At 48.8% G+C, this 25,763-nt stretch carries 18 protein-coding genes; 7 read left to right on the forward strand and 11 right to left on the reverse strand.

The window, feature by feature from the left end:
- Nucleotides 1–6 precede the first annotated feature (6 nt).
- Both PN498_RS18820 and PN498_RS18825 read left to right on the forward strand, forming a co-directional pair.
- Complete coding sequence (locus PN498_RS18820) at nucleotides 7–732, forward strand: response regulator transcription factor (protein WP_272064742.1); 726 nt, start codon at nucleotides 7–9, stop codon at nucleotides 730–732.
- A gap of 347 nt (nucleotides 733–1,079) precedes the next feature.
- Nucleotides 1,080–1,988, forward strand: coding sequence for a hypothetical protein (locus PN498_RS18825; protein ID WP_272064743.1), 909 nt, complete (start codon nucleotides 1,080–1,082; stop codon nucleotides 1,986–1,988).
- Nucleotides 1,989–2,011: 23 nt separating this feature from the next.
- Here the strand turns inward: PN498_RS18825 and PN498_RS18830 are convergent, their stop codons facing one another.
- Genes PN498_RS18830 through PN498_RS18840 form a run of 3 tightly spaced genes read right to left on the reverse strand, consistent with a single transcriptional unit; the run spans nucleotide 2,012 to nucleotide 6,147 of the window.
- On the reverse strand, nucleotides 2,012–3,349 hold the full coding sequence (locus PN498_RS18830; RefSeq protein ID WP_272064744.1) for a hybrid sensor histidine kinase/response regulator: 1,338 nt from the start codon (nucleotides 3,347–3,349) through the stop codon (nucleotides 2,012–2,014).
- Nucleotides 3,350–3,378: 29 nt separating this feature from the next.
- Entirely contained in the window at nucleotides 3,379–4,983 is a 1,605-nt protein-coding gene (locus tag PN498_RS18835; RefSeq protein WP_272064745.1) for an ATP-binding protein, read from the reverse strand.
- A gap of 6 nt (nucleotides 4,984–4,989) precedes the next feature.
- A complete protein-coding gene (locus tag PN498_RS18840) occupies nucleotides 4,990–6,147 on the reverse strand; it encodes an FIST signal transduction protein (RefSeq protein WP_272064746.1) in 1,158 nt (385 codons plus the stop codon).
- A gap of 452 nt (nucleotides 6,148–6,599) precedes the next feature.
- Between PN498_RS18840 and PN498_RS18845 the strand changes: the two genes are divergently transcribed.
- On the forward strand, nucleotides 6,600–7,841 hold the full coding sequence (locus PN498_RS18845; RefSeq protein ID WP_272064747.1) for a hypothetical protein: 1,242 nt from the start codon (nucleotides 6,600–6,602) through the stop codon (nucleotides 7,839–7,841).
- 157 nt (nucleotides 7,842–7,998) lie between these two features.
- On the opposite strand, the gene PN498_RS18850 is transcribed toward PN498_RS18845, so the two are convergent.
- From PN498_RS18850 to PN498_RS18865, 4 genes are all read right to left on the reverse strand, one after another.
- On the reverse strand, nucleotides 7,999–11,139 hold the full coding sequence (locus PN498_RS18850) for an alkaline phosphatase (protein ID WP_272064748.1): 3,141 nt from the start codon (nucleotides 11,137–11,139) through the stop codon (nucleotides 7,999–8,001).
- A gap of 699 nt (nucleotides 11,140–11,838) precedes the next feature.
- Complete coding sequence (locus tag PN498_RS18855) at nucleotides 11,839–12,039, reverse strand: DUF2811 domain-containing protein (protein ID WP_272064749.1); 201 nt, start codon at nucleotides 12,037–12,039, stop codon at nucleotides 11,839–11,841.
- 774 nt (nucleotides 12,040–12,813) lie between these two features.
- The gene (gene sfsA / locus PN498_RS18860; RefSeq protein WP_272064750.1) at nucleotides 12,814–13,539 is read right to left on the reverse strand and encodes a DNA/RNA nuclease SfsA; all 726 of its coding nucleotides are present in this window, start codon (nucleotides 13,537–13,539) and stop codon (nucleotides 12,814–12,816) included.
- A gap of 156 nt (nucleotides 13,540–13,695) precedes the next feature.
- Nucleotides 13,696–14,262, reverse strand: a complete 567-nt coding sequence (locus tag PN498_RS18865) for a peptidoglycan-binding domain-containing protein (protein ID WP_272064751.1) — start codon at nucleotides 14,260–14,262, stop codon at nucleotides 13,696–13,698.
- A 217-nt stretch (nucleotides 14,263–14,479) separates the two neighbouring features.
- Here PN498_RS18865 and PN498_RS18870 point away from each other — a divergent pair, with 217 nt between their 5' ends.
- The 3 genes from PN498_RS18870 (at nucleotide 14,480) to PN498_RS18880 (ending at nucleotide 18,723) form a co-directional block, all read left to right on the forward strand.
- Nucleotides 14,480–15,334, forward strand: a complete 855-nt coding sequence (locus PN498_RS18870) for a hypothetical protein (protein ID WP_272064752.1) — start codon at nucleotides 14,480–14,482, stop codon at nucleotides 15,332–15,334.
- Between the two features lie 346 nt (nucleotides 15,335–15,680).
- Entirely contained in the window at nucleotides 15,681–18,245 is a 2,565-nt protein-coding gene (locus PN498_RS18875; protein WP_272064753.1) for an HD family phosphohydrolase, read from the forward strand.
- Between the two features lie 175 nt (nucleotides 18,246–18,420).
- A complete protein-coding gene (locus tag PN498_RS18880; protein ID WP_272064754.1) occupies nucleotides 18,421–18,723 on the forward strand; it encodes a GNAT family N-acetyltransferase in 303 nt (100 codons plus the stop codon).
- A gap of 15 nt (nucleotides 18,724–18,738) precedes the next feature.
- Here PN498_RS18880 and PN498_RS18885 read toward each other — a convergent pair whose 3' ends face one another.
- The 3 genes from PN498_RS18885 to PN498_RS18895 all read right to left on the reverse strand — a co-directional run bounded on the left by PN498_RS18885 (nucleotide 18,739) and on the right by PN498_RS18895 (nucleotide 22,395).
- A complete protein-coding gene (locus PN498_RS18885) occupies nucleotides 18,739–19,626 on the reverse strand; it encodes an ABC transporter permease (RefSeq protein ID WP_272064755.1) in 888 nt (295 codons plus the stop codon).
- Between the two features lie 85 nt (nucleotides 19,627–19,711).
- Entirely contained in the window at nucleotides 19,712–20,722 is a 1,011-nt protein-coding gene (locus PN498_RS18890) for an ABC transporter permease (RefSeq protein WP_272064757.1), read from the reverse strand.
- Complete coding sequence (locus tag PN498_RS18895) at nucleotides 20,722–22,395, reverse strand: ABC transporter substrate-binding protein (protein WP_272064758.1); 1,674 nt, start codon at nucleotides 22,393–22,395, stop codon at nucleotides 20,722–20,724. Before PN498_RS18895 ends, PN498_RS18890 begins: the two co-directional genes overlap by 1 nt.
- Nucleotides 22,396–23,066: 671 nt before the next feature.
- Between PN498_RS18895 and PN498_RS18900 the strand changes: the two genes are divergently transcribed.
- The gene (locus PN498_RS18900; RefSeq protein WP_272064759.1) at nucleotides 23,067–24,872 is read left to right on the forward strand and encodes an ABC transporter ATP-binding protein; all 1,806 of its coding nucleotides are present in this window, start codon (nucleotides 23,067–23,069) and stop codon (nucleotides 24,870–24,872) included.
- 19 nt (nucleotides 24,873–24,891) lie between these two features.
- Here the strand turns inward: PN498_RS18900 and PN498_RS18905 are convergent, their stop codons facing one another.
- On the reverse strand, nucleotides 24,892–25,302 hold the full coding sequence (locus PN498_RS18905; protein ID WP_272064760.1) for a bactofilin family protein: 411 nt from the start codon (nucleotides 25,300–25,302) through the stop codon (nucleotides 24,892–24,894).
- Nucleotides 25,303–25,763: the final 461 nt, after the last annotated feature.

The raw sequence follows: 25,763 nt of genomic DNA on the forward strand, positions 1-25,763 counted from the left end.
ATAATTATGACCTTATCTACTGCTTTACTGCGACACGAGTCTGCTGTTCAAGATGCTGAAGTGTTTCAGCAGTGCTCTATTTTACTGGCCGATAATAACCTTGATTTTCGTCAAGGGTTGCGATCGCTGCTGGAATTTTATAACCATCACAGTCCAGCACGATGCGTGATTGTTGGCGAAGCTGCATCTAGAGCACAAGCGCTACACCTAGCATCAAAACAGCGTCCCCGCTTGGTCATTCTCAACATCGAAATAGAGGACACTTGGGAATCCATCGGAGAACTTTTGAAGGAGTTACAGCAACTCGATAAAGCGCCCAGCGTGTTGTTGGTTTCAGAGCAGCGCGATCCAGACTATCTGTTTGAGGGGATGCAGGCGGGAGCGGCTGGCTACATTGCGAAGGATCGCATCGCCACGGAGTTGCTAGTAGCCATCAGCACCATTCAAGCAGGACAGATCTACCTTAGCCAAAGTATGGTCAATACCTTTTTCTATCTGTTCCAAGCCAATGCGAAGCAGGCGATTGAAAAGTGTAAGCTGCTCAAACTCAGTAAACGAGAGCGAGAGGTCCTAAAGCTGCTGGCCCGAGGAGAGTCTAACGAGGCGATCGCCAATGAACTCTTCATCTCTATTGCCACTGTGAAATCGCATTTCACTTCTATTTTCGAAAAGCTGGGTGTCAAGAGTCGAACGCAGGCCATTATCCGGGCGCTACGCTTGGGCTTAGTGTGATGAGCGATCATCCAGCGATCGTCCCTATTGCCGCCACGCTTTAGCGCTTGTTGCAGCAGTCTGTTCAAAACAGATTGGGATAAAACCAGTCAGAGTTCGAGCCAGCAGATTTATAGCAGATGTCGGTGTCTTCTTACTGAAACCATCTGAGTGAGTGGTTGAGGCTAAAACGAGGACGAAGGCCAGCATCTTTAAAGCGGCGATGGAATGGGGCAAAAAACTGTTAGCCTACATACGTCAGGATGGTAAAGGGCAGTGGATTTCTTTATGGGAGAAAAGCCCAAGGGGGAAAGCGCTCGTCTTGACAAGGATTACGGTTTTGAGAAACTCAATGAGGACAATTAGCGATGCCCACTACTATGTCTGCTCAACCGATATCCTTCCATGGCCCTGATATTGAGCTAATAGGTGAATTGTTTGCGGTTCACATTCAACGAGAAGTCTTTGGTTGGGTTGATAGCGTGCGGGTTGAGGTTCGATTTGAGCCAGAGACTTTTGAGCAGGCGATCGCAGAAGAAGCTTTTTTCCTTCATCCCGAAGCCTTCAAGGGCGACCTCGAAGCAGCACTAAATCGCGATCTTCCGGTTGATATTGAACTGGGTCTTCCCAAGGCCGACTGGCAATATCTGTCTGCTGACATTGTTTCTGCTGAGCAGTTGGGCGCGTTTCTGCTAGAAAGTCCACCCGACTCGCTCCTTCGAGACATCGACACCTGGTTTGCCTGGACTGTTAAACAGGCTGATGAACGATTTGATAAGGATGCGTTTTCTAAAAGTGGGTTGTCCACGATCTGGTCTCCACAGGTCAATTCCCCTCGACAGGGATCCTTAATGCAGGACCTTGCAGTGGGCCTTGCCTATGCCGGATTCGAGCATGAGCTTCAGTCGTCGGATGCTTTCTTTGTGGAAATGTGGACGGAGAATGGCACTTGGGTCTGTGCGGCGATCGTGGAGGGCCGCACGGTAGAACTACGGTCGGTGCTTCCTGCTGAAATCGATAAAGAGAGCTTTGAATCTTTACAAGAAGTGTTTAGTAGTCGTGACTCTGCGGAACTAGGAGGTGCTTTTGAGTTGAGCGCTGAAGATCAGCTATTAACATTCGGTATGAGGAAGACTATTGACCCCGAACCTTTACCTCCAAGGGCTGTTCAAGCTTTATTAGAGCAGCATCGAATGGCGTTCGACCAGCATATCCCCACCTTGGAGAGCATTTTAGGACCTATCTTTGAAGAAGAGACTGACATAGACGATAGATGATGCCCAAGTCAAAGGACAATGCGTCAAATTGGCAGCATCATTGTGAACTCAGTTGCAAATGTGGAAACGCAACTAAATTCACCTCCGTGCACATCAACCACAATCTGCCGAGCAATTGAGATCCCCAACTCAGGATCCCTGCGTACCGAATTAGAATCTTGTCCCCGTGTCAGAGCTTCGGGTAGCGTGTCGGTTGATATGCCTCCGACATTACCGCGAATGCGAACAATAACCCATGCTCTTTCTAATTCTGTCTTGATCTGAATTTGAAGCGGCATTGTGCCAGGCAGGCTAGGAATGGGAGTATCCTGAGTTTCGTCCTCTGCCACTGTGTAATGCTGATCAAAAGCGTTAATAATGCCGGTCAAGAGATTGGTGAATGCTTGATTGAGCTGCCCTGGAAAGCAGGGAATCTTGAACAAGTCTCCATACGTTCTCGTCACTTCAATAGCTGGGCGATCTTCCTGAGCTTTCAGGCGATGCTTGAGAACGAGTAAAGCACCATCAATCAGTTCATGCAGGTCAAAGTTATATTTTTGGTCTCGCTGAATATCAAGGCGATGAAAGATCTGTAGAAATTTACTAATAGCTGTAATACGACTTGTGCTTGACTGAATCGATTTGACTACAGCAGGTAAGTCTTGAGCGATATAGTCAAGCTCAATTTGCCTAGCATGCTGCTTAAGAATACTGTCGTTGTCAGGGAAACGTTCCTGATAGAGGGCAACGTGCGACAACAAGTTCTCTGCATATTCCTGCACGAAGTTGATATTGCCAGCGATACATCCAATTGGATTATTCAGTTCGTATCCAATGCCCGTCAGCAATTCACCAATCGATGAGAGTTTTTCCTGCTGTAAAAGTCTAATTTGTGTTTTTTGAAGTTCGTAATTTAGCTTATGAAGTTTTTGTTCTGCTATCTGACGTTGAGCAATCTCTTGCTTAAGCTGTTCATTTTGCTTTTGCAGCTTGTGCAAAAGATTCTGTAGTCTTAAATGGATAAGCACTCGGGCTAATACTTCCGATTCGTTAAAGGGTTTAGTGACGTAATCAATCGCCCCAATTGATAAACCTTCAACCTTTTTCTCACTATCAGTCAATGCCGTCATAAAAATCACAGGCACATCACAAGTTACCGGATTTTCTTTCAGACGACGACACGTTTCAAAGCCGTCAATCCCCGGCATCATGATATCCAGCAGAATTAAAGATGGCAGTTCTTCTAAGGCTAGCTCAATGGCGCTTTCGCCATCTACAGCTACCCGCACGGCACAGCCAGCTCCTTTCAAAGTTTGTGCTAGAACTGCCAAGTTAGCCGGATTATCGTCAACAATTAAGATGAATTCAGAAGCCTGTGTCATACTTCCTATTGCGAATTAGCAGAAGAAACCTACGTCTCTTTTTCGATTAAGGCTTTGAGCTGTTTAACCTGAAAGCTTTCTGCCATGGATATTACGGCATTAGCAAAATCACTGTACTGAGAATCTAGCTTCTGAACAACCTGGATCAGGGTGTCTAGATCACCTTTTCGAATGAGAGCGTTGAGCTCTATTAAAATTTCAGCGGGCGGTCTTATATACACATTTGGCTGAGACACAGTACCTGATTCTTGGGATCGTGCACGGGCTTGATAAATCCAATTCAGTTTGAGGTGTGCCTCAAGGAGGTTCAATAACTCTGTTGTCTGTACGGGCTTAGGTAGGAACGCAGAAGCGCCAGCTGCTATGCTCTTGTGCTTGTCTACTTCAAAGACGCTAGCAGAAGAAACAATAACAGGAATCGCCTTCAAACTGGGGTCACTACGTAAGCTAGCCAGCAACTCGTATCCATCCATGATAGGCATTAGCAAATCGGTAATCACTATATCAGGATAATTTAGTCCAATCTGTTCCAGCCCTTGTTTTCCGTCTGGCGCTTCAAGTATTTCAAAACCAACGGGTTCGAGTAGGTTAGCTATGACTGAGCGATTTTCCCAGCGGTCATCAATAATAAGTACAGTTTGCTTACTTCCTTCGTAGCCGACAACCTGACTTCCACTAGTGTTAACAGGTGGAATATCCCAATCTTCAGTCTCTGATAGCTCGACTTCAAAGCTGAACACACTACCAACGCCTCTCTGACTTTCAACCTGAAGTTTGCTGCCCATCATTTCGACGATTCGATTGCTGATCGATAGCCCTAAGCCTGTTCCGCCTTGCTTGCGATCGCTGTCACCAACCTGTTCAAAAGGCAACCATATTTTTTCTATCTGTGCTGGAGTCATTCCTACTCCCGTGTCTTGGACTTCAAAACGCAGGCGATGGAGATTAGCGTCGGTGTCACTTGCGATTAGGCGTATCCGAAAGTCAACTTGACCATCATCAGTGAATTTAATAGCGTTCCCAATTAAATTCAGCAAAACTTGTCGCAGTCGCTTTTCATCTGCGATCGCCCCGCAGGGCAAGGCCTCGTCAGCACTGCAATTAAAAATCAAGTTTTTCTGTTCAGCACGAACACGACAGATTTCAACAAGGCTCTGAATAAAAGAGGGTAAATGGAGAGTAGTGGGATACAACTCCATTTTGTGGGCCTCTATTTTAGAGAGGTCGAGGACATCGTTGATCAGAGTCAAAAGATGATTGCCGCATTGATAAATCACATCAAGCCCTTTCTGTCCCTTATCAGAAATGGATTCCGTACGACTCAAAATTTGGGCGTAGCCTAGGATACCGTTCAGGGGAGTCCGTAATTCATGGCTCATATTGGCAAGGAATTCACTCTTAGCCTCGTTTGCACTATCGGCAAGCTTGATGGCCTTTTTGAGCTCAATTTTCGCGTCCTCTGCTTCCTGAATGACCTGCTTGAGCATAGCTTCACGTCGTTGACTTGCTGTCTCCAGTTCAGCCCTAGTCCGCTCAGAACGAGTCAACTTTTTTTGCAATATTCGGTTCTGCCGTTCCAGCTTAGCGATCTGTTCGGCCAACTCAAGTTCAGGAGTCTCATCTGCTGAAGACATGGGCGTTTAGCAAGTACCTATCAGTACCGCCGTAAAAGTCTCGTTATGAAAGAAAGCTTTGCCCTGTTTAGATAGCGGGCAGATTTCACCATAGGCATGAAAACCAATATTGGGTAAGTTCCCCAAAATGGTTTGAGCAATTTGGTGCTCTTCACAAGCACGTGTGCCTAGCAGCTTCATACGGGAAGAGCAAGAAACAATCAAAGCAGCGCTGGGGCTTGTTCCACCATAGCTATCTAAGGCCCTTCTCAAAGCCTCTTCTGCTGCTGAAAGCAAGTCTTCAGTGTTCGTTTCAGTAAATTGAATTTTGGATTGTTCAGGAATATTGCCGAAATAGTCTATGCTGCCGGAAATTTCATCTTGATGACTCGGTGAGCGAACGTAAAAGCCGTCTTCGTCAGTCTCGAAAACAGCCACGGCCCCACCCCATGAACCACCCGCAAGTTGCGTAGACAAAGCGTTGCCAAAATAACGTTCGTAGAAAACCTTGACTGACTGACCGTCTACTTTATGCAGCGTACTTCCAATAGACTCAGTGACTGTTCCTTTGTGTCCAATAGGGTGCTGCCCGGTTGCCACACCACAAGAAACCAACAAATTACCTGAAAAAGTAAGTACAGTCACTGCATTTCTCAAGACCTGGTTACCAAAGAACTGATAGGTCTCTTTAAACTGCCAATCGTCTCCAGCGAGACCACCAAAAATAGGAATGTCCTTTCCCAAAGCTGTTCTGAGACCATCAATTACTGCTACACCATCAACCCCAATCCCTTCACCAACGACGTAGCAAAGCTTGATATTGTCTGCTTGCGTGCTTGAGACAGCCTGGTGAGTGGCGGCGGCGACATCTTGAGTGACGTTTGACCCCAAACCTGCCTTGAAATCAACTACATCAGAGCAAAACAACATGAGGGTTAAGGAGTCTTCCTGAAACCCCATCTCAGAAGACATTTCTCCTACGGTTGTGCCTCCAATCAGAGCAATCCCTGGAAAAGTCTCACAAATACGATTAAGGATTACTGCGTGCTCAAAATCGATCGCGCTAAGCAGAATACCAGCCTTAGGTGTCTCTCCTGCTAAGGCGTCTTGGCACTGAGCAATGATTTCTTCAACAGCTGCTTCAGAGTCGGGATCAATACTATGTCCTACAGCAACCTTAAACATACCGTTCTCAGGTGGGCAAATCGACGTTGGAGTTGCACTTACTCTATTCTCGCCCCGATTGTAGTTTCCGGCGATTCTTTTCTGCATGGCGGTGTTTTATTTCCCTAATCAAAGCATCTCAGATTAAATTTCAAGGTTAATAAATAATCACCGTACAAGTACCCAAAACGTCTGAAAAACCATTCAAAATCTAAATTTACTTGTTGTTAAAGAGACCCAGTAGATCCGTGGTTTCAACCAGCTAGCAGAACTTTTTGGACTTATCTCCACAATGCTTTGTGAGCTTTTCCATATCAAAATTTGATATGGGAGGTAATTATGCAAGTGCAAGTACTTAAATCGGCACAGCTGACGTCAAAACTTCAAAACTCTCTCAGAACTTTTGGCGGGAATTTCGGTTGTCTGCAGAGACATCCGTAAAACCTTTAGCTTTGCGCGTCTAAGCCTTGTTGATGGCGAAGCAGATTTGGCTTTGTAGCACGCTGGCTCTGATTCACGAGCGTGCCATCTTCCAGCATTGCTCTCAGCCATTCATCTCTGTCTTTGCCGGCATCAAACCCACTCACGTTCACAGCGTGCTTTTCATCTTGAAGAGCATTACCTTTACTTTTGGAGATTTTCTCATGCTTTCTAACGACATTTGGAACGCTCATATTCGCACAGAAGCGCCCTTGACTAGTTATCCGAAATACCAGTGGAGGTTGCAGCTTAATTTAGAGGGTTGTCCCAAATTTGAGGAGTATCGAACCGTCTCTCGGCACCTTGTGACTTATCAAGGCGCGAATCCTAAAATTTGCCCTTATGGCGATTCTGCTGCACCCGTTGCCCATTTGGAGAAAACTCAGACCTGGCAACAACCCAGGGATGCCTATACGCTCTCAGCTCTGCGTTTTAGACTAAGTCCTTTCAAGCTGCACAACGTTAAAAGCCGACCTGGCACGATGCAGGTTGGTATTCCGGCACCTGTGAGGCATCTGCACAAAATAGCTGAGGCTCACCAGATAGATGTCAATAAAGTGATCAAAGCACCTTCGCTGGCAGAGTTTCATATTTCACTGGCGCGGATGCAGCAAACGATGCGGGCGTACTACGTGAATGAGCTGCTTCCTCATATGACGGCCAATCCACTTGATGTCGGACTGCATCGTCATGAGTTGCCCGCTGAATTTGCCGATGATTTGGAACAGTATGTGCGCTTGCAAAACAGCCCACATCTGTTCTTTGATCTACTGCAATGGCTAGAGCGAGACGTTGCTAAGTACCGTCGGGTGGCGGCTTTAGCAAAAGAGGAGTTGACCATTGAACAGGCCATGATTCAGGTTATGCGGAGTTGGTGCGATCGCGATGGCCACCGTCGCAACAAACCTATTGTGTTCCCCATTGGGGTGCCTGTGAGCTATATTCAATCGATCCGTCGTAAGGATCAGCCCTTTATGACTAAGGAGTTTGGCTACCACTCTCATGGTGCGCTGAACCACTGGTTGCAAGAGCACATCTGGCGTCGGTTCTGCTATCGCTATCCCGACAAGCACAAGCTACATCCCTGTGGTTTTCTAAAGAAGTTGGGATCAGTACATTTCGCTTTCCCCGACACTATTTATGAATTGCACGTCGAGGAGGTTGCGAATCCAGCGAACACCCACTTTTGGGCAGTGTTGCAGAATTATCTGCCATTGCTGTCTCCCTGGCCTTAAGTTATGGCTTTAGCCTGAGGCTAGTGCACCCGATAACATCAAGTTGCTGAGTGCATAGCCCAATAGTTCGCCACTTTGTCTCAGCGGATTCATAGATATGATAAAACCCCACCCTCATTTTTGGGGGTGGGGCAATGGTTATCTAAGTAACCTGTACTTACGCGGCTTCAGCAGAATTTAGCGTCAGTACTAAATCGTTGAAGTCATTATCTGACAGGTCCTCGAAGGTCCAGACGGTGCCGTCGCTCTTGATGCGATCGCGCCCCGTCAGAACATCACCGATTGTGGCTAGATTATCCATCTCGCCATCGATCAGCAAGGCCGGTGCGTAGAACGTACCGCCCATCAGCGTCAGCTCAGCCTCAGTAGAGGTCAGGTTCATGACAAACAACTCGGTATCTAAGAGGTTAGCGGCTACAGCTTCCTCATAGCCTTCCTCTCCAGGAAGAAGACCACCGACAGTACCCTGCGCGTCTGTCTCATAGAACTTCAGCAAATTGTCGAATAAGGCTTCACGCTCCAAAGTGACGTTCACAGAAACCTCACCGTCAAAGCCTGTCAGGTCGATGATTTCGCTAGAGAAGGCAGCTTCTTCAGGGGAAACTCCAAAGAGCGTTTCGTACATCAGACGATACATATCGGTGTTGTCAGACGTTGCAGGGAGCTGATCCGCATTGAGACCGTATGCTTTGGAGACGATCGCTCCATTCACGTCAGTTAAAGACGCCCAGGCAACCCCGAAATCGAAGACATCACCATCAGCGTCAGGCGCACCCGTGACGAACGGCTCAAAGTTGCCGTTGTTGCTACCGTCAACGTCGTCTACTTCGACAGGTGTACCATCAGCAGCATCGCCGAAGGAAACCAGCTCAGATTGGACCCGTAGAGTGTTTTCAGGAACATCGCCAAAGCCACCGAGGGGCACATCGTCCACTTCCAAACCACCCGCATCGGAGTCAGCAGCCGTTAGGACTAGGGTGTTAGGGTCGGTGTTGTCGACGAAGTCGAGGGCAACTCCGATCGCTTCATCCGCCCGCAGTGTTGCTTCAATGGTGCCGACTGCGTTGTTATTGTTAGCGAAGTTATCGGAAGCTTCCTCTTCCAGTACCAGGAAGAAGCCATCCTCATCCTTGTCAAGGATAGGCAGAGCTACCTCCAGCATTTCAGCCACAGTTGGTGGATTGGGGTTAAGAGGAGGCTGACCGTAAAGGATGATGTCACCCTCTTCATCTACCAAGCCCTGGGCACGTAGGTTGTCTTCGAAGGTGTCGTTGTAGGTGTCTTCAGCACCGAAGATACCCAACAACATATCTGTTTCGTCAGTGTCTACAGCCATCAACTGTTCTTTAGTAAAGACAACGGTGTAGCCCATGGCTTCCGCTTCTTCAATCAAGTTGCGACCGTCTTCGCGAGTTCCCTCTTCACCGAAGAAACCAACGGTGCCAACAGGCAGATAGTCAGTTTCGCCCGCACCCAGGATAACGTCAGCGCCGGATTCAATAATCTCAGCAGTGATGGCTTCAGTGTCGCGGCGGCTGTCAACGTCTGCGAGGAAAACCCCTGTTCCTGGCTCAGCAATGAAACCAGAGTTGATGATACCGATCGCTTTACCCGCTTCCTGAGCCTCTTGCATGATGGTGTCAGGCTTACCGGAGAGTGAAACGATTTCTTCTCCACCTTCATCAACAGGCGCATCGAAACCGTAGCTGCCAGCAAAAGGCTTAACACCATAAGCGTGCACGACTGCACCGGCGTTAGAAGTTGCTACGACGCGATCATCGATGTGACCGAGGTAAACCCCAGCATCACTCATCTGATCCCAATTCAGGCGACCATCAGTACCGACAGAAGCAAAACGAGCTGCTGCATAGTGGGAGGGGCTGGTGCCATCGGGGTGGATGAAGATAACGTTGCCGGTATCTGCAGTGGGATCTGGGGCTTCCCGCTCATCGAGATCATCGGGAACACCCTCAGGTGCATCTAGTTCAACATCGAACAGGTTCTCGTACATCAAGCGGTAGATACCTGTGTTATCGATAGTTGCGGGCAATTTATCAGCGCCTTCACCCCAGGCCTTGGTAACAATGCTGCCAGCAAAGTCAGGCAAACCTGCCCAAAGCACGCCAAATTCAAAAACGTCGCCATTTTCGTCAGGCTGAGCGACAAAAGGTGCGGTATCGCTGCCAGTAGTCCCGTCATAGGGGATTTCATCGCCCGTAGGCTCACCGTTCTCATCCAGACGGGCTTGGGCAAAGGTCGTGCCGACAGTTTCGCCAGAGCGATCATCAATTTCTAAGCTACCGCCAGCACTGTCAGCAGCCGTGATAACGAAGGTGTCGGGATTGACGTTTTCGATGAAGTCGATCGCAACCCCAATGGCTTCATCTGCTCGTAGAGTGGCGTCGATCGCACCCCGTGCATTGTTGTTGTTGCCAAAGTTATCAGTGCCCTCTTCTTCAAGGACAATCATGAAGCCTTCCTCTTCCTGGCTAAAAACATCCAGGTCAAGAGTGGCTTGGAGCATTTCAGCAACTGTTACGGGGTCGGTGTTAAGGGGGGACTGGCCGTAGGTAATCAGTTCACCGTTCTCATCAACGAATCCTTCTTCAATGAGCCTACCTTCAGGGACATCGTTGTAGGTGTCATCCGCAGCAAAGATGCCCAATACGCGCTCGGTATCGCTGGATAAACTCGCTAACTGTTCGCGAGTGTAGACAACGGTGTAACCTTCTGCCTCCGCTTCTTCAATAAGGTTGCGACCGTCTTCACGGGTTCCCTCTTCGCCAAAGAAGCCGACGGTGCCCACAGGCAGGTAATCGATCTCTCCAGCAGCCATGATGACATTGACGCCAGATTCCACGATCTGAGCAGTGATGCCTTCGCGATCGCGGCGACTAACGGCATCCGCCAAGAAGACACCTGTGCCAGGCTCCGCAACGAAGCCAGAGTTGATAACCGCAGTAGGACGTCCGGCAGCGATCGCCTCTTCCAAAATAGTTGCGTCGTCAGCAGAACCTTCGACATTTTGTCCCTGTAATGCCGCTAGGGAAAGGTAATCCTCACCGTTTTCATCAAAACCATAACTAGGAGCGACAGCCTTGATACCGTAAGCGTGGACAACCGCACCTGCATTGGAGGTTGCTACAATCTGGTCGTCAAGGTGTCCAAGATAGACCGAAGACTTAGGAGCTGTATCCCAATTCAGGCGACCGTCTGGACCAACAGACTCGAAACGAGCAGCAGCAAAATGAGACGGATCGGCACCATCCGGGTGGATAAATATGACGTTGCTAGGCATAATTTTTAGCTGACAAATCAACAACACACAAACGCATATCGAAAGTCTTTCAGTGTCATCAGAAGCGAAAAACACTACAAAATCTCCTCGATGCTTGACCGTGGAAACCCTTAAATTTGACTTTCAGTATTGAGGTTTACAGCCTTAAATTATTTAAAGGATGTCTTTTAGTTAAGATGAAATTAATTTTTGGAAGTCTCTTTCAAAGCAGAGAGATTGATATGACCCAATAGGAGGACAAATACTTTTCAAGAGCGGCCTCACTTGGGACGAGCCAATCTGACGAGCCAATCTATGGGAGCTTTTTAGATCACTTACAAGCGCAATATCAACCCTACGAGAGATTGACAATGCTAAGTCATCTCCGCAAGAGCTTGAAATATGCTAGTAATAGTCGAAAGGTATTTAGGTAGGTTTCAGCCCTGAGCTAACAAATTGAGGGCTGGTGCAGCAATGCCCATGCTATTGGGCTTCTAAAACAAGTTGATGACGTGCTCTAGCGGTCTGTCGGACTTGATAGTGTAGGTTGGCTTAACATTTGGGAAACCCAACAAAACCGTTTGCAGTGTTAGGTTATCTCCTTCGGAAAGGCTCCGCCAACACTTCGTTCTACCCAACCTACACACACTCCCATTTTTAGCTTTGACAAAGCACTAGGACTGACGTAAATCTTTGGCGCCAGCTAATCACTATGGCTAGCTAAACAACACTATCAAACAAAGTATCTAAATATATACGGGATGTTGTTTGATCTTTTTTCCCATTCTGCAATAAGAACAAAGATATGGCAGCTGAAAAAACGCGATCTTGATCCCAGCTTGGGTGGCCATCCAAGAACTCAAATAGTGACTTTTGCAAATCTTCAGGAATTTCAGACAAGATGCAAACGCGACGATACATAAATGCTTCCAAATTAATTTCTAAACGTTTCAGAGCTGTCTATAGCGATCCGATTTGGGCTTTAAATAGGGTCTTCCAAGGAAAACCCTTATTCAAAAAGCCTTCTACTCTCAGAAATCATCTGAGATGGCTAGATCTTGTGGAACTACAAGCTGGCACAAACTGATCCGCAGATCTTTGCGCTGAGCTTAAATATTCAATCCACAAAAAATTTTTATTCCGTAGCACCCTATTGATCGAAGAGGTAGCCGTATGAGATTGCGCTTATATCGGACAGTGTTGATATAAAACCCTTCTCAATAACGCCTCTTTCTCAGCATTAGAAGTAACGCTCAAAACGTTATCTCTGTCAGTCGCTACATTGTGCAGTAAGGGGGGTACGACCTGTCAATAAAACACCTGTATTGCTACTAGTTTAGATTCTCTTAAGACTTAACGATGTCAAGCAGATTAGAAAGCAATTTGCTTTGCATTTCTTTAAAAAATAGCGATCGCTCGTGACCAGTGAGGCTGTGGAAATCAACTTTTTCTAGTAGCCACAAATAGACAGAACTTCGACGCAAGGGTGTGGATAACCTGTGGAAAAGCCAGTAAATTTGTGGAAAAGCTGCTAATCGACTGTGGACAAATGACCGCTTGATGGGAAAGTTCCTTTTGTTCTAAGCGAAGACAATTTTGGTAGAATGATTGTAACGTTTTGTTGCTGTGACGGTTGGCAAGGTGGTACTGTTGGCAACTCTAGGATCCAAAAACGTTTTCTCTGAAGTCTCTGGATTATGCAACGAGGGCGGCTAGTCCTAAATAACGGATCTCAGTAGGTGTGACTTCAAAACGGCAGGGAAGGACCTCTAATCCCTGTGCGATCGCTTTGCGCAGCAGCGTTCCATAAACTGGATCAGCTTTGTCTCCAGGTGCAAACGTGATGCAGTCTCCACGGTTGATGAAATAGAGCATAATGGCACGGGCATCTGGTAGAAGCGCAGTGAGTTCCTGTAAGTGCTTCTGTCCGCGAGTGGTAACCGTATCAGGAAAAAGAGCCAGAGTTCCATCGGCCCAGGTGGTGTTCTTCACTTCGACATAGATCGGGCGCCCATCTTCACCTTTCAGCAAGAAATCGATGCGGCTTTTGCCCTCTTTGCCGTACTTCACTTCAGGTCGAATCTCACTGTAAGCTCCCAATTCTGAAATGACGTTGGCGGCTAACACTGATTTGACGACACGATTAGGTAAGGCCGTATTCGTTCCAACCCAAGTGGGAACGGTGTCATGAACTTCTGTCAGTTCCCAAGTGTAGGCTAGCTTGCGTTTGGGACTGGGATTGTGGGAAACCATCACTCGTCCATCTACGTGACAGACTCCTGTCATGGGGCCAGTGTTAGGGCAGTGGGCTGTAATAACTTCGCCGGAATCAAGTTCTATATCAGCTAAGAATCGCTTGTAGCGCTTCAGCAATTTACCGGGATAAAGCATCGGCAAAGCATACGACCAATTTTCTTTCATGAAAGCCCTATTCTTACAGTCACTTGGCTAAAAATCACTTAGCCGCGCCTACCGCAAGCAATCAAGGCAGTCCCACAGCTTACGTAAGGCTGGTACGTCACCTTACACTTTGAGGCTTCGCGTTAATTCTGTCTATGACGATGACTACAACAGTTGCTACTGCAATAGCGCTTGCCAAGTTGCAGGACCCACTACGCCATCAGTAGCCAACTGCTCACTTCTTTGGAAGTCCATGACGGCTGTTTCAGTGGCAGGACCAAACACACCATCGATCGCTGCGGTATAAAATCCCCTCGCTTTCAGCGTCTCCTGCACACGGGTGACGGCGGGTCCCCGCATACCCTGGCGCAAGGTCGGTAATTCAATGGGAGTTTCCTCTTCCTCTTTGGCCGTATCAGCTGCTTCTGCAGCGGTTTCTGGAACCTCCGGCGGGGTAAATTCAGTGGAGGGAGTGGGCAATAACTTCTCCCAGGTGGCAGGCCCAACTACCCCATCACTGGTGATACCAATATCAGTTTGAAAAGCCTGCACGGCTGCTTCTGTCGTGTCTTCGTAATTGCCGTCTATAGGATTGTTGAAATAGCCGAGTAGGGTCAGCAGAGCTTGTAATTCGGATACTGCGCTACCCGTGCTACCGATACGTAAAGTAGGACGAACGGACGCTTGAGCAATTTCAGTTGTTGCTGCGATCGCTTTACTCAATGATGAGAGGGCAGCCGTCATAGAGGTTGTTGCTAGACACAGAAGAAGCGAACAGCCTAGCCATTTCCACTGCAACTTTCGGGGCATAAGAGCACGGTTCATTGTTTCTAACTTCCTGATGAGACGGGGCAAGCGTGCAACACAGAGACAGGTCCTGTCCAATTGCTAGACAGCGCCGATACTATAGCAACAAATTCTTATAAAGTACCGTGGAGTTTGAGAGTAGGAAACGATTTCTATGGTTTCTTTTCGAAGCAGTCAGTTCAGAGCCTTACTAGCAGGACTGATCATTGCAGATGCCATGAGCCATCAGCAGCTACGCTGTCTTGTTCCTCTCTTTGAGGAACAGTCTATTGACTTAGGGTCCAGTTCAATGTCATCTAATACGGCTATCGTCAGCGATCGCTGGTGCCATCGCATCGTTGATCAACTATCTTCATTCTCTAGCGCAAATACGAACAAACTCATCAGTCCTGTAGAATGTCAGACGCTTCAGCAACTGCCGCCTACAGACAATCCTCTAGAAAGCTTGTTAATAGGAATTCCTAAGGTCTTGGCCGAGCTTGATCCCACCATGACGCTGGCGCATCACGATTCTGCTGAGGGCGCGATCGCTCTAGCGTTTTACCAAGGCATGATGGCTTTGCTCGATCGGGATCTAAAACGGGTTGAACAACTTGAAGCAAGTATAACGACCACTGCAACGACGACGACCGAGCCGTTAACTCAGATGGTAGCCTTGGCCTTTGAGCACGTTCTATCTGCCGATGGAGATTTTATCCTTTCAGTTAGGCAAAGCTTATATTCAGCATCTCCCCTGCCAGGTCTGCCCATTCTCGCGGGTATCTTAAGTAGCTGTTGGACGGGCTTGAGCGGTCTTCCTTTAGCGGCCTATGCGGAGCTATACGTCACCAGTTCCTCGCTCCGTGGTTGGCTACAGCCTCGCTGGCGTTTGACTGAAGCAGCTACTTTAGAAGCGTGGGCCACTGGGCTATGGCAGCAGTGGTCTGGTAGCTTGACATCAACGTCTTTTTCCTCGTTTGGAGTCGCTGTCCAACCTGTATCTATTTCATCCCCCGTCAAGAGCGGGTAACAACAAACTTCGGTAGCTAAATTTTGGTGCGTTTATAATGGCTGAACGACGTTGTATTCAGGTGCAAATCATCTTGACGTAATTATTCGACAGCTAGCTCCTCCTGATCCAGCAAAAACACTGTAGAAAAACTGACATTGCTTCCTCAATTGATACTGGTCTGCCTCAGTATCGGCGATTAGAACAATCGTCTATCGCAATTGCCGCAGAGTTACTCCTATTGAGCTTGCACCATGATGATCGAGAGCTTTTTCAATGGCACGCCAGTGACCGAATGTCCCTTTGAACGCGGATTGCAGCCTAGATTGGTGATGTGTTATTTGGGTCACGCCTTGACAAGATGACCATGAAAAAGATTTGGCAGTGGATTCAAGGAAGAGACAATATGCTGCGGCCACTGGAGGACCAGGACACGCAGTTTAAGGCTGGCTATTCGCTTGAACCCCCTACATCCAAGCGAAACATTAAATATCTCCAGGAGCTTTCTCGTTCTTGGGATTGGCGTAAGCCACGTCGTTTTTTTGCACCTCAACTCCCGTTACCTCCGAGCGTTAAGCGAAATCGCCTTAAATCTTCACCTCGGCAGCGGGTGCGTCCTGCGATCGCGCTTTCCGTTTCCGTTCTAGCGCTGACTGCGGCCATGGGACAGCGTTACTATCGTCAGCCTGAATTGCAGGTAGGGACTGTTTCTCCAAAGACTGCGATCGCTCCCTACAGTGACGTTGTTGTGGACCAAGAGACCACTGAGGCTCAGCGGACAGCGGCTCGCAATGGTGCAATTCCAGTGCTTGTTCCTGACCCTGACATTAATCAGCAGGTACAGAATTCGCTCGATAGCTTATTCGAACAAGCCAACATTTTGCGGAAGCAAACCGGTGAGTTTCCGTTACTGCCCAGTAGTGAACTCTCCACAACAACTCAGACCTATCTCCGTGAGGCACCTACTGAAGAGTGGAGTGCAGTATGGTCAATCGTTACAGCTGTTGCTGTGGATGCATTGGAGACCGATAATGCTCAGACGTCTCTGAATGCTTTGCTGACAGGGCGTGACGACTATCGCGAACTCAATACCCAGCAGCAAAGGGCTGCGAGGGAGCTCATTCGATATCAGCAATTGCAATCGCCAATGGACTTAGAGGGGTTGCAAATTATTATCGAATCGGCTCGAACTGATTTTCGTCGAGCGCTGACCGATCTGCGCCGTCTGACTCAGGCCGAACGGGGGTTGCCCTATGATCCGACGATGTTTCGCCTTTCGGAGAAAGACTGGAAAACGGTCCAGCAACAAGTGAGTCTTAATTTGGAACAAATGCTTCTGCAAGGGGTTGCAGAGGGTGTGCCAATGGACCTGCTTGAGATTGCTGTTGATAGTCGACTGCGGGGTGCTGTTTCAACAGAAGCCCACGGTTTGGCAAAAGAGCTGTTGGTTGCCGTTCTGGAACCTAATTTAGTCAAAGACCCTGAAAAAACGCGAGCTAAAGCAGAGGCCGCCGCCGATCAAGTGCCCGAGGTAACTATTCCCGTACAGAGTGGTGAGATTATCATTCGTCAGGGTGAAGAAATTGACCAGACGGCCTTTGTTTTGCTTGACCATTTCAACCTCAGTCAGCGTCGTTTGAATGTTTGGGGGCTCGTTGGCTATGGGGTCTTGATGTCGGGCGGGGTAGCCTTGTTTTTGCTAGTTGAACGAACCGTTCGTCCTGGTTTGCGCCGTCAAGATCATGTCCTGATTTTGTGTATGCTGCTGGGTGTTTCAGGACTGAGCATACTAGGCTTCGCTGTGTATAGTTTGCCTGCGTTGGGACTACTGACGAGTAGCTTTTATGGTGCAACGTTAGGCTCGTCACTGGTCGGCTTGGTGGCCCTCTTACTGCCAATTGGGACTCGCATTAATACGATCCCTTTACTGGCAAGTGCAGCTGGAGGATTGGTCTGTAGTCTGGTTGCACCTCAGTTGAGATCGCGAGAAGAACTTGCACTTCTTGGCGGTATTGTGGGGGTCATTCAGGGCGCTGTTTATTTGGGTTTGACCTGGCTCATGAGTCCGGTTTCTCTCACAACCTGGTACTTACCGCTCACGGGCGCAATTCTGCAAGGCTTCTATGGTGTTGTTTCCAGCGTAGTGGCGCTCGGCCTCAGCCCATACCTAGAGCACCTATTCGATCTAGTGACTCCCATTCGGTTGGCAGAACTCTCTAGCCCTAATCGCCCCATGTTGCAGCGATTGGCTTCCGAAGCACCGGGTACTTTTCAACACACGTTATTCGTCGCTTCCCTCGCGGAGGCCGCAGCACGAGCACTCTGCTGCAATGTAGAGTTAGTCAGAGCAGGGACGCTTTATCACGATATTGGGAAAATGCACGATCCGCTGGGATTTATTGAAAACCAAATGGGTGGACCCAACAAACATGACGAGATCAATGATCCTTGGGTTAGTGCAGACATCATCAAAAAGCACGTTAGCGAAGGGACGGTCATGGCGCGTCGATGCCGTTTGCCCAAAGCTGTAAGGGCCTTTATTCCAGAGCACCAAGGCACAATGCAAATTAGCTTTTTCCATCACAAAGCTATGGAAATGGCGAAAGCGGAGCCTAATATCTCGGTTAAGGAAGAAGATTTCCGGTATCCTGGCCCTATTCCCCAGTCGCCAGAAACCGGAATTGTGATGCTGGCCGATTCCTGTGAAGCGGCTCTCCGTTCTCTCAAGGAAGCCTCTCCATCCGAAGCATTGGCCATGGTTAACCGTATTCTCAAAGCGCGATGGCGTGATGGTCAGCTAGTCGATTCTGGTCTTACTCGCGAACACATGAGCATCATTGCCCAAGTCTTCGTTCAGGTTTGGCAGCAGTACAACCATAAACGTATCGCCTATCCTAAGAGCGTTTTGAATCCGGTGGCTGGCCGCTCTTAGAGCGATCGCTTAGAACGCTTAAATAACCAAGAGCCGCACGTAGAACAATGAACCAGCCCCTTACTCAGAGCAAGTTCCGGCGGTTTCAACAAGTTTGTCCTAGCCAGGTCGCCAAGCCGCTAGGATTTTTGCAGCATAGAGTGCTCCTGGCTTCATTGCGCGACAGGAGGAAGAAATGCGATTGAAGACTGATCGGCTCTTGATTCGAGATTGGCGGCCAGCAGAGGATGCAGAAGCTGCGATCGCCATTTACGGCACTTCCGAGGTGACTCAATGGATCGGCGATCAGTCCACTGACAACACCATCGCGGCAGTGCAGGCTAGATTACAGCGATACTGCGATCGCAGTTCCATCACGCCGGGACTGGGCTGCTGGGCTGTCACCGCTCAGAGCATTCCAATCGGTACGCTTCTACTGGTTCCTTTGCCGGGACGAGACAATCGTCCCAGTGGCAGAATCGAGATTGGCTGGCATTGATTCAAATGCATGCCGCTATGAGGAAAGCCCTCCTCTAGGATCGAAGGCATCTCGCAGACCGTCTCCCAGGAGATTGAATGCTAGTACCGTCAGGGTAATGAATAGACCTGGAAATACAATTGTCCAAGGGGCAGAGAGCGAATACCCACCTTTGAACGCATCCGAAAGCATAGTGCCTAGTTCTGGCGTGGGTGGCTGAGCACCTAGGCCAAGGAAACCTAGCCCGGCGGCTTCGAGGGTCGAAGTCCCGATCGCTAGGGTTGCCTGAACGGTCAGCGGCGCCAGACTTGCAGGCAAAATATGCTGAAAAATGATCCGGGGCGGTTTCGCCCCAAAAGCGCGCACAGTCTGGACAAATTCCTGTTCCCGAAGCGAAAGCACCATACTGCGGGTCAGGCGAATGAATTTTGGAATCTGCACGATACCGACGGCAAACATGACGCTAACCATGCTGGGACCGGTAACCGTCACGATCGCGATCGCCAACAAAATCGATGGAAACGCCAACATTACATCTGTCAGCCAACCAATGGCAATTTCTATCCAGCCCCGAAAATAGCCTGCTGCCAATCCCAACATTACCCCAATCATCAATCCCACGAGCACGGCCACAAGACCGATCACCAAAGAGGTTCTAAGGCCGTACCAAACCTGAGTCAAGATGTCGCGTCCCAACCCATCTGCACCAAACCAATGTTCTAAACTGGGGCCTTGTAGTCGTGCAGCATAATCGCGATCAGTTGCTGGATCATAGGGATTGAGGACGGGAGCCAAAATAGCAGCTAGGGTGATGAACACCGTCAGCGCCAGGCCAATCAGGCCAGACGTTGATTCCAGAAACCGCTGAACGGCTCGATTTTTCAGTAGCCGAGATGCGGGGTTAGAAGCTGTAGTCGTTGTCATAGGGACTATTCCGAGTTGACTGTGACAGACGGTTTGACCGAGCGAGTTCGCAGATACAAGCGCTGCTGCCGGCTCACAGAAAGGGTTACTTGTACTGAATTCTGGGGTCTAGAAAAGCATAGGAAATATCGATAATGAGGTTGACCAGAACAAAGACAAACGCGACAAAAACAACCCCGCCTTGTACTACCGGATAGTCTCGTAGCAAAATGCCTTCGTAGATCCACTTGCCAATTCCAGGCCAAGAGAAAATGGTCTCAGTCAAAATCGCTCCACCCAATAGAGTGCCAAACTCCAGGCCCACAATGGTGACTACTGGCAGCATGGCGTTCTTCAAGGCATGCTTAGCAATGACCCAGAATTCTAGGACTCCCTTCGCGCGGGCCGTTCGGATGTAATCTTGAGACAACACCTCCAACATGGCACTGCGAGTAATTCGTGCCAGGATCGCTAGAGGAATCGTACTTAGCGTCACGGCAGGCAGTACCAAATGCGACAAGATGTTTCCCAAAGCTCGGAAGTCGCCCTGAATCAGAGCATCGAAAATGAAAAAGCCCGTGACTGGCTCAAACGAATAACCCACATCGACGCCAATACGACCACTGGGTGGCAGCCACTGAAGGTTGACAGCAAAGAGGTAAACCAGCAGTAAGCCCAACCAATAAACTGGAATTGAGACGCCTAAGAGCGATCCGCTCATCATCAAATTATCGATGATGCTGTTCTTGCGGACGGCGGCAATGACTCCTGCGGGAATTCCCAAAATCAGGGCAATCAGCATAGCGACGACCGAGAGTTCGAACGTGGCCGGCCAGCGCAGCAAGATCTCCCGCCAAATCGGCACCCCAGTAAAAATGCTGGTGCCCAAGTCAAAAGTGACTAGGCTGCCCAAGAAGGACAGATACTGCAGCGGGAGAGGCTCGTTGAGGCCCATACGCTCTCGTAAAACTTCAACTTGGTCAGGCGTGGCGCGATCGCCGAGCAAAGTCACTGCCGGATCCCCTGGGATCAGATGGAGAAAAGAAAACACCAACAAGGAGATACCCAGCAGCACAGGAACAAGCTGAAGCAAGCGCTTGATGATATATTTACCCATCAGCTTTTCTCAACGGTCGAAAATAGCTCAGACCCTAAAGGACTGGGTTCCCACCCTGAAACACTGGCTCGTTGTGCCAGCAACGGTTGCGAGTGCACAATAGGAATCCGCAAAGCCTCTTCAAACAGCAAAGCATCGACTTCCTGATACAGAGCTTGGCGCTCTGCTTGATCGCTTGCGACTCGTGCCTGGTTGAGCAGATCAAAGAGTTCAGCGTTCTGATAATCGCCCAAGTCTTGAGTTGCACCTGGGCCAAAGTGAGCATAGAGGAAGTTGTCGGGATCACCATAGTCTCCGGTCCAACCCAGCATGAAGGACTGGAAGCCAGGCGCCGTATTTCGGTCTTCTAGATAAGCGCCCCAGTCTTTGGTTTGTAGATTGACTCGGATACCCACTTGGCTTAGCTCCGCTGCAAACGCTTCAGCAATTGGCTTAGGATTTGGGAAATAGGGGCGACTGACTGGCATATACCACAAATCCAAGTCAAAGCCGTCGGGATATCCGGCATCAGCAAGAGCCGCTCTAGCAGCCTCGATGTCATATTGATAACCTTCGACTTCATCGCTGGTGAAGTCAGCCATTGAAGGTGGAACAAAGTGACTGTCCGTTTCGCCTAGATCGCCCCAAAAGGCTTTTACAATTTCAGATTTGTTGATAGATTGTGCGATCGCCTGTCGGACCTCTGGGGATGCCAGTGGTTCATAAGAAGGGTTAAGGGCCAAGTAACCCACATTAAAGGAGGGGCGGAAAACAGCTTCTAGATTGGGATCGGATTCAATCTCCGTCAATTGATCAGGGGTTAGGTCAACGGTGAAATCAAGGGTTCCTGCTCGCAGCTGGGCTAAACGAGCTGCTGGATCTTCAACAAAACTAATCACTAGTTGTTCTGCTTCAGGAAGTCCTTCTTCCCAGTAGTCCGGAAAGGCAGATAGGGTGATGCGATCGCCGCTGGTCCAACTTTCGAAGACGAAAGGCCCTGTGCCGACAGCCACTCCTGAAGGAGTGCCATAACTGGCTCCGGCTTCTTGCATTGCCGTTGGGCTAGCAATACCAAAATATCCGGAGGAGATAGCAGCGGGAAAAGCAGCAAAGGGTTCAGCCAGTTCAAACTCGACAGTTAAATCATCAACGGCTCGAACATCGACCAGTGTAGAAGCGTCGTCTCCTCGAAAGCCGCCGAACAGGTCAGTCCAGATCTCGTAGAGGTTGCCTTCGGCACGATAGCCAAATTCAAACTCGGGATCCCACCAGCGTTGAACGTTGAAAACCACGGCATCGGCATTGAGATCAGTCCCATCGTGGAACTTAACACCCTCTCGTAGGGTAAATGTCCAAGTCAAAGCATCTTCTGACGCACTCCAATCAGTCACTAATTCAGGAGACAGTTCGGTTGTCCCAGGTTCAGTGCCAATCAGGTAGTTGTAGATTTGCCGCTGTACATAGATTGAGTTGCCATCGGTAATGTTGCCGGGAGTTAAGTTAACGGGTTGTCCCCCTGAACCGAAGACTAGAGCGCCTGTATCTGCTGGAGCAGCCGCTTCTTCTGAAGCTGCGGGTTCGTCAGCAACATCTTGCGCTCCTCCGCAGTTGGCTAGCACCAGGGCCAAAGTTAGTGCAAATATAGCCAAGACAAATCGCTGAAGATAACGTCGCAATAGCCTTCGTTTGCTCATAACCCTTACTCCTAAATATCAAAAGTTTCTAAAACTGACATTCTGCACTTAGCACAACATCCTGCATTTAGCCCTCTAACTCCTTGCCAGCTGGGAGCTTCAATCTTGAAAACCCTTAGCTCGTGGAGCAGGGAACCAAAGCAGTCAACATCAGCTCAACTGCCAGATCCTCCGAGTAAAACAGTTTTTTGATCACACTACCAAGCTGCCGCTAGGATTGACCGAACTTACCCGAATCTCTGAGCAGAAAAGTGAGTAAACAGATACAGATGATAGCTTGATGCCTGATTCATGATGCTGGTCAAGCGCAATGAGGCTTCTTCTGAGAAAAACGACATAGCGTTGCAATTCGCTGGATAGCCCAACTGGAGGGGAAATCAGGCTACCGTACCCGAATAACGACATACCTTAAACCTGACCATTGATAGATATTTGGGCAATGGTTGACAGATCCCTCGTTCAATTGCCATCACAGCATCTTAAACTGAGCCAAACAGATTTCTCTTGAGCGGTTTAGGTATCGTTTTCGTCAGTTGTAGTCATTCCAGTTCCGTTAGGACAAAGCGGCGAGCCATCTGGCGATGCGCTCAGCACTTGAATGCGACTGCACGCCTAGACGGCTAAAGCTGTGCAAAACTTTGTTTGTTTTAACGTCACCTGAGTACTGATATATGGCTTTTCCTATTCTTGATGTTCGCGAGCTCTCTGTTGCATTTGCGACCAAGTCAGGTCCGATTACTGCGGTCAAGCCAATATCCTTCACGCTGGCAGCAGGAGAGACTTTGGGACTAGTTGGAGAATCCGGCTCAGGCAAGTCTGTAACCTCCCTAGCGATTATCGGGCTGCCAGGACAAAACGCAGAGCTATCTGGAGAAATCTGGTTTCGTGATCCCAGTCAGCCTGAGGCAGACCCCGTCAATCTACTCAGGCTCTTACCAGAAGAGCGGCGGCAATACCGGGGAAAGCTCATTTCCATGATCTTTCAGGAACCGTTGACTTCACTCAATCCCGTTTATACCTGTGGTGACCAGGTGATTGAGGCCTTGCGATTGCACCAAGGACTGAAGAATGAGGCGGCTAGAGCAAAGGCCGTAGAGTTATTCGAGGAGGTCAAGCTCCCTGAGCCACAGCGAATTTTGGGGCGCTATCCTCATCAGCTTTCAGGAGGACAACAGCAGCGAGTGATGATTGCGATCGCCCTCGCAGGTAATCCAGCCGTTTTAATTGCGGATGAACCCACTACCGCTTTGGACGTCACCATCCAGGCCACCATTCTGGATCTGCTGCGCGAGTTGCAGTCATCCCGGGGGACAGCGATCATATTCATTACCCATGACATGGGGGTTGTATCAGAGATTGCTGACCGCGTAGCCGTGATGTACAAGGGCAATCTAGTTGAAATTGCCCCTGCCTATGACCTGTTTGCTCATCCTCAACACCCCTACACCAAAGGTCTGCTGAACTGTCGTCCCCGTCCTCAGCAACAACTGCAACGCTTGCCGACCGTTAGCGACTTTATGGAGGAAGATGACACTAATCACGATGGACCTACTCAAATTGTGGCTAAGGTTCATACAGCAGAGGAGGAAGCTGCCCTCCTAGCAGAAGTTGATCCTGAGAACCGAGAGCAGCGCCGTCAGGCTTTGTGGCACCAGGAACCGATTCTAAAAGTAGGTCACTTGACCAAAGCCTTTTCGGTACGGCGAGGATTCTTAAGCACTAAAGCAGAGCTGCGAGCAGTGGATGATGTTAGCTTCGAGGTCTATCCGGGCGAAACGTTGGGCCTTGTTGGAGAATCCGGCTGTGGCAAATCGACTTTGAGTCGTTGCCTACTGCGATTGATTGAACCCACTACTGGAACCGTTCATTTCGATGGTCGCTCAGTCTTGGATTTGAGTTCAACAGAAATGCGTCGTCTACGGCGGGAGATGCAAATCGTCTTTCAGAATCCCTATGGATCGCTTGATGCACGGCAGAGTATTGGTGCTGCCATTATCGAGCCGATGAAGATCCACGGTTTGGGGGGCAGCGAATCTGATCGACAAGCCCGTGCCGCCGATTTGCTAGAGCGAGTAGGGTTGGATGCCAGTGCCCTGAGACGGATGCCGCACGAATTCTCAGGTGGGCAACGACAGCGTATCTGCATTGCTCGAACGCTGGCTTGTGAACCTAAATTCATTATTTGCGATGAATCAGTCTCTGCTTTAGACGTTTCTGTGCAGGCTCAGGTGCTGAATCTGCTTAAAGATTTGCAAAAGGAATTTGACCTAACTTACATCTTCATCTCCCACGATCTGAGTGTGGTTAAGTTCGTGAGCGATCGCATTATGGTCATGAACCGAGGCCGCATTGAAGAAATAGGGCCAACTGAGGATATCTACAACTCACCTCAGAGGCCCTATACTCAACAACTTATTGCTGCCATTCCTGATACTGACCTCGATGCCATTCGTCAGCGGCAGATGGTACAAAGCTGATGCCAAATCTAAGAGCACCCTACGGTTTTAAGCTAGGCGTATCAACGGTGCCATAGAGTTCGGGCAAATCTCTTGAAGGCGGTAAGCTTTTAGCGTCTCTGGTTTCGATGAAACCGGTATAATACGCTCCAGTCTCAATTTCTAAAGAGCCAGCAACTACATCTCCTTCTAAACGTGCTGTACGGCTCAATGTCAGCTTGCCTTTTGCTACGACTCTGGCCTTGAGCACCCCGTGGACAACGAGATTATGGGCTTTCACTTCAGGTCCTTCGATCAACCCAGTGGATGAGATTTCCAAGTCACCTTGAACATCGACAGTACCGTGAATGATACCGTCTACTCTCAACATGCCTTCAGCATGCAAAACTCCTTCGAACTCTGTCTTCTGGCTGAGATATGTCAATAACGGTGCCGATTTGCGCCTGAACATACGTATTTTGCCTCGCCCAACGTCTAAACCAAACAACTCATTGCACAGAACAAGAACAGTCTTTGAATCAAAATACTCTTTTTTCTGTGCCCAGAGACACCCCGGTGCTGTGGATCAGTGAGTCTACACAGAGAATGCTTTCCTAATTGTAAAATTCCAAAGACCTTTCGAGAAATAAAAAACGGCTTACCTAGCAAGAACAAACGACCTATTCTACGGAGTTAATTCGAATAAGCTGATCCCTAACGATCCCTCCTCATTTCATTGCTATTCGGGCCGGTTATTTATTTCTCCGTATTTGTTACTGAAAAACCGAAGGAAAATCTAAAGTTTTCTTATGCAATAGATTTCTGGGATCACTATATTAAAGAAAGGCTTGATGGTTGAAAGGCTGACGAGAGGAGTGATCCCTGCTCTATAGAGGGGAAATCCGATTACTTCACGCGGGATAAACAGGTTAG

The organism is Oscillatoria sp. CS-180, assembly GCF_028330965.1.
Classification (GTDB): domain Bacteria; phylum Cyanobacteriota; class Cyanobacteriia; order Phormidesmidales; family Phormidesmidaceae; genus Halomicronema.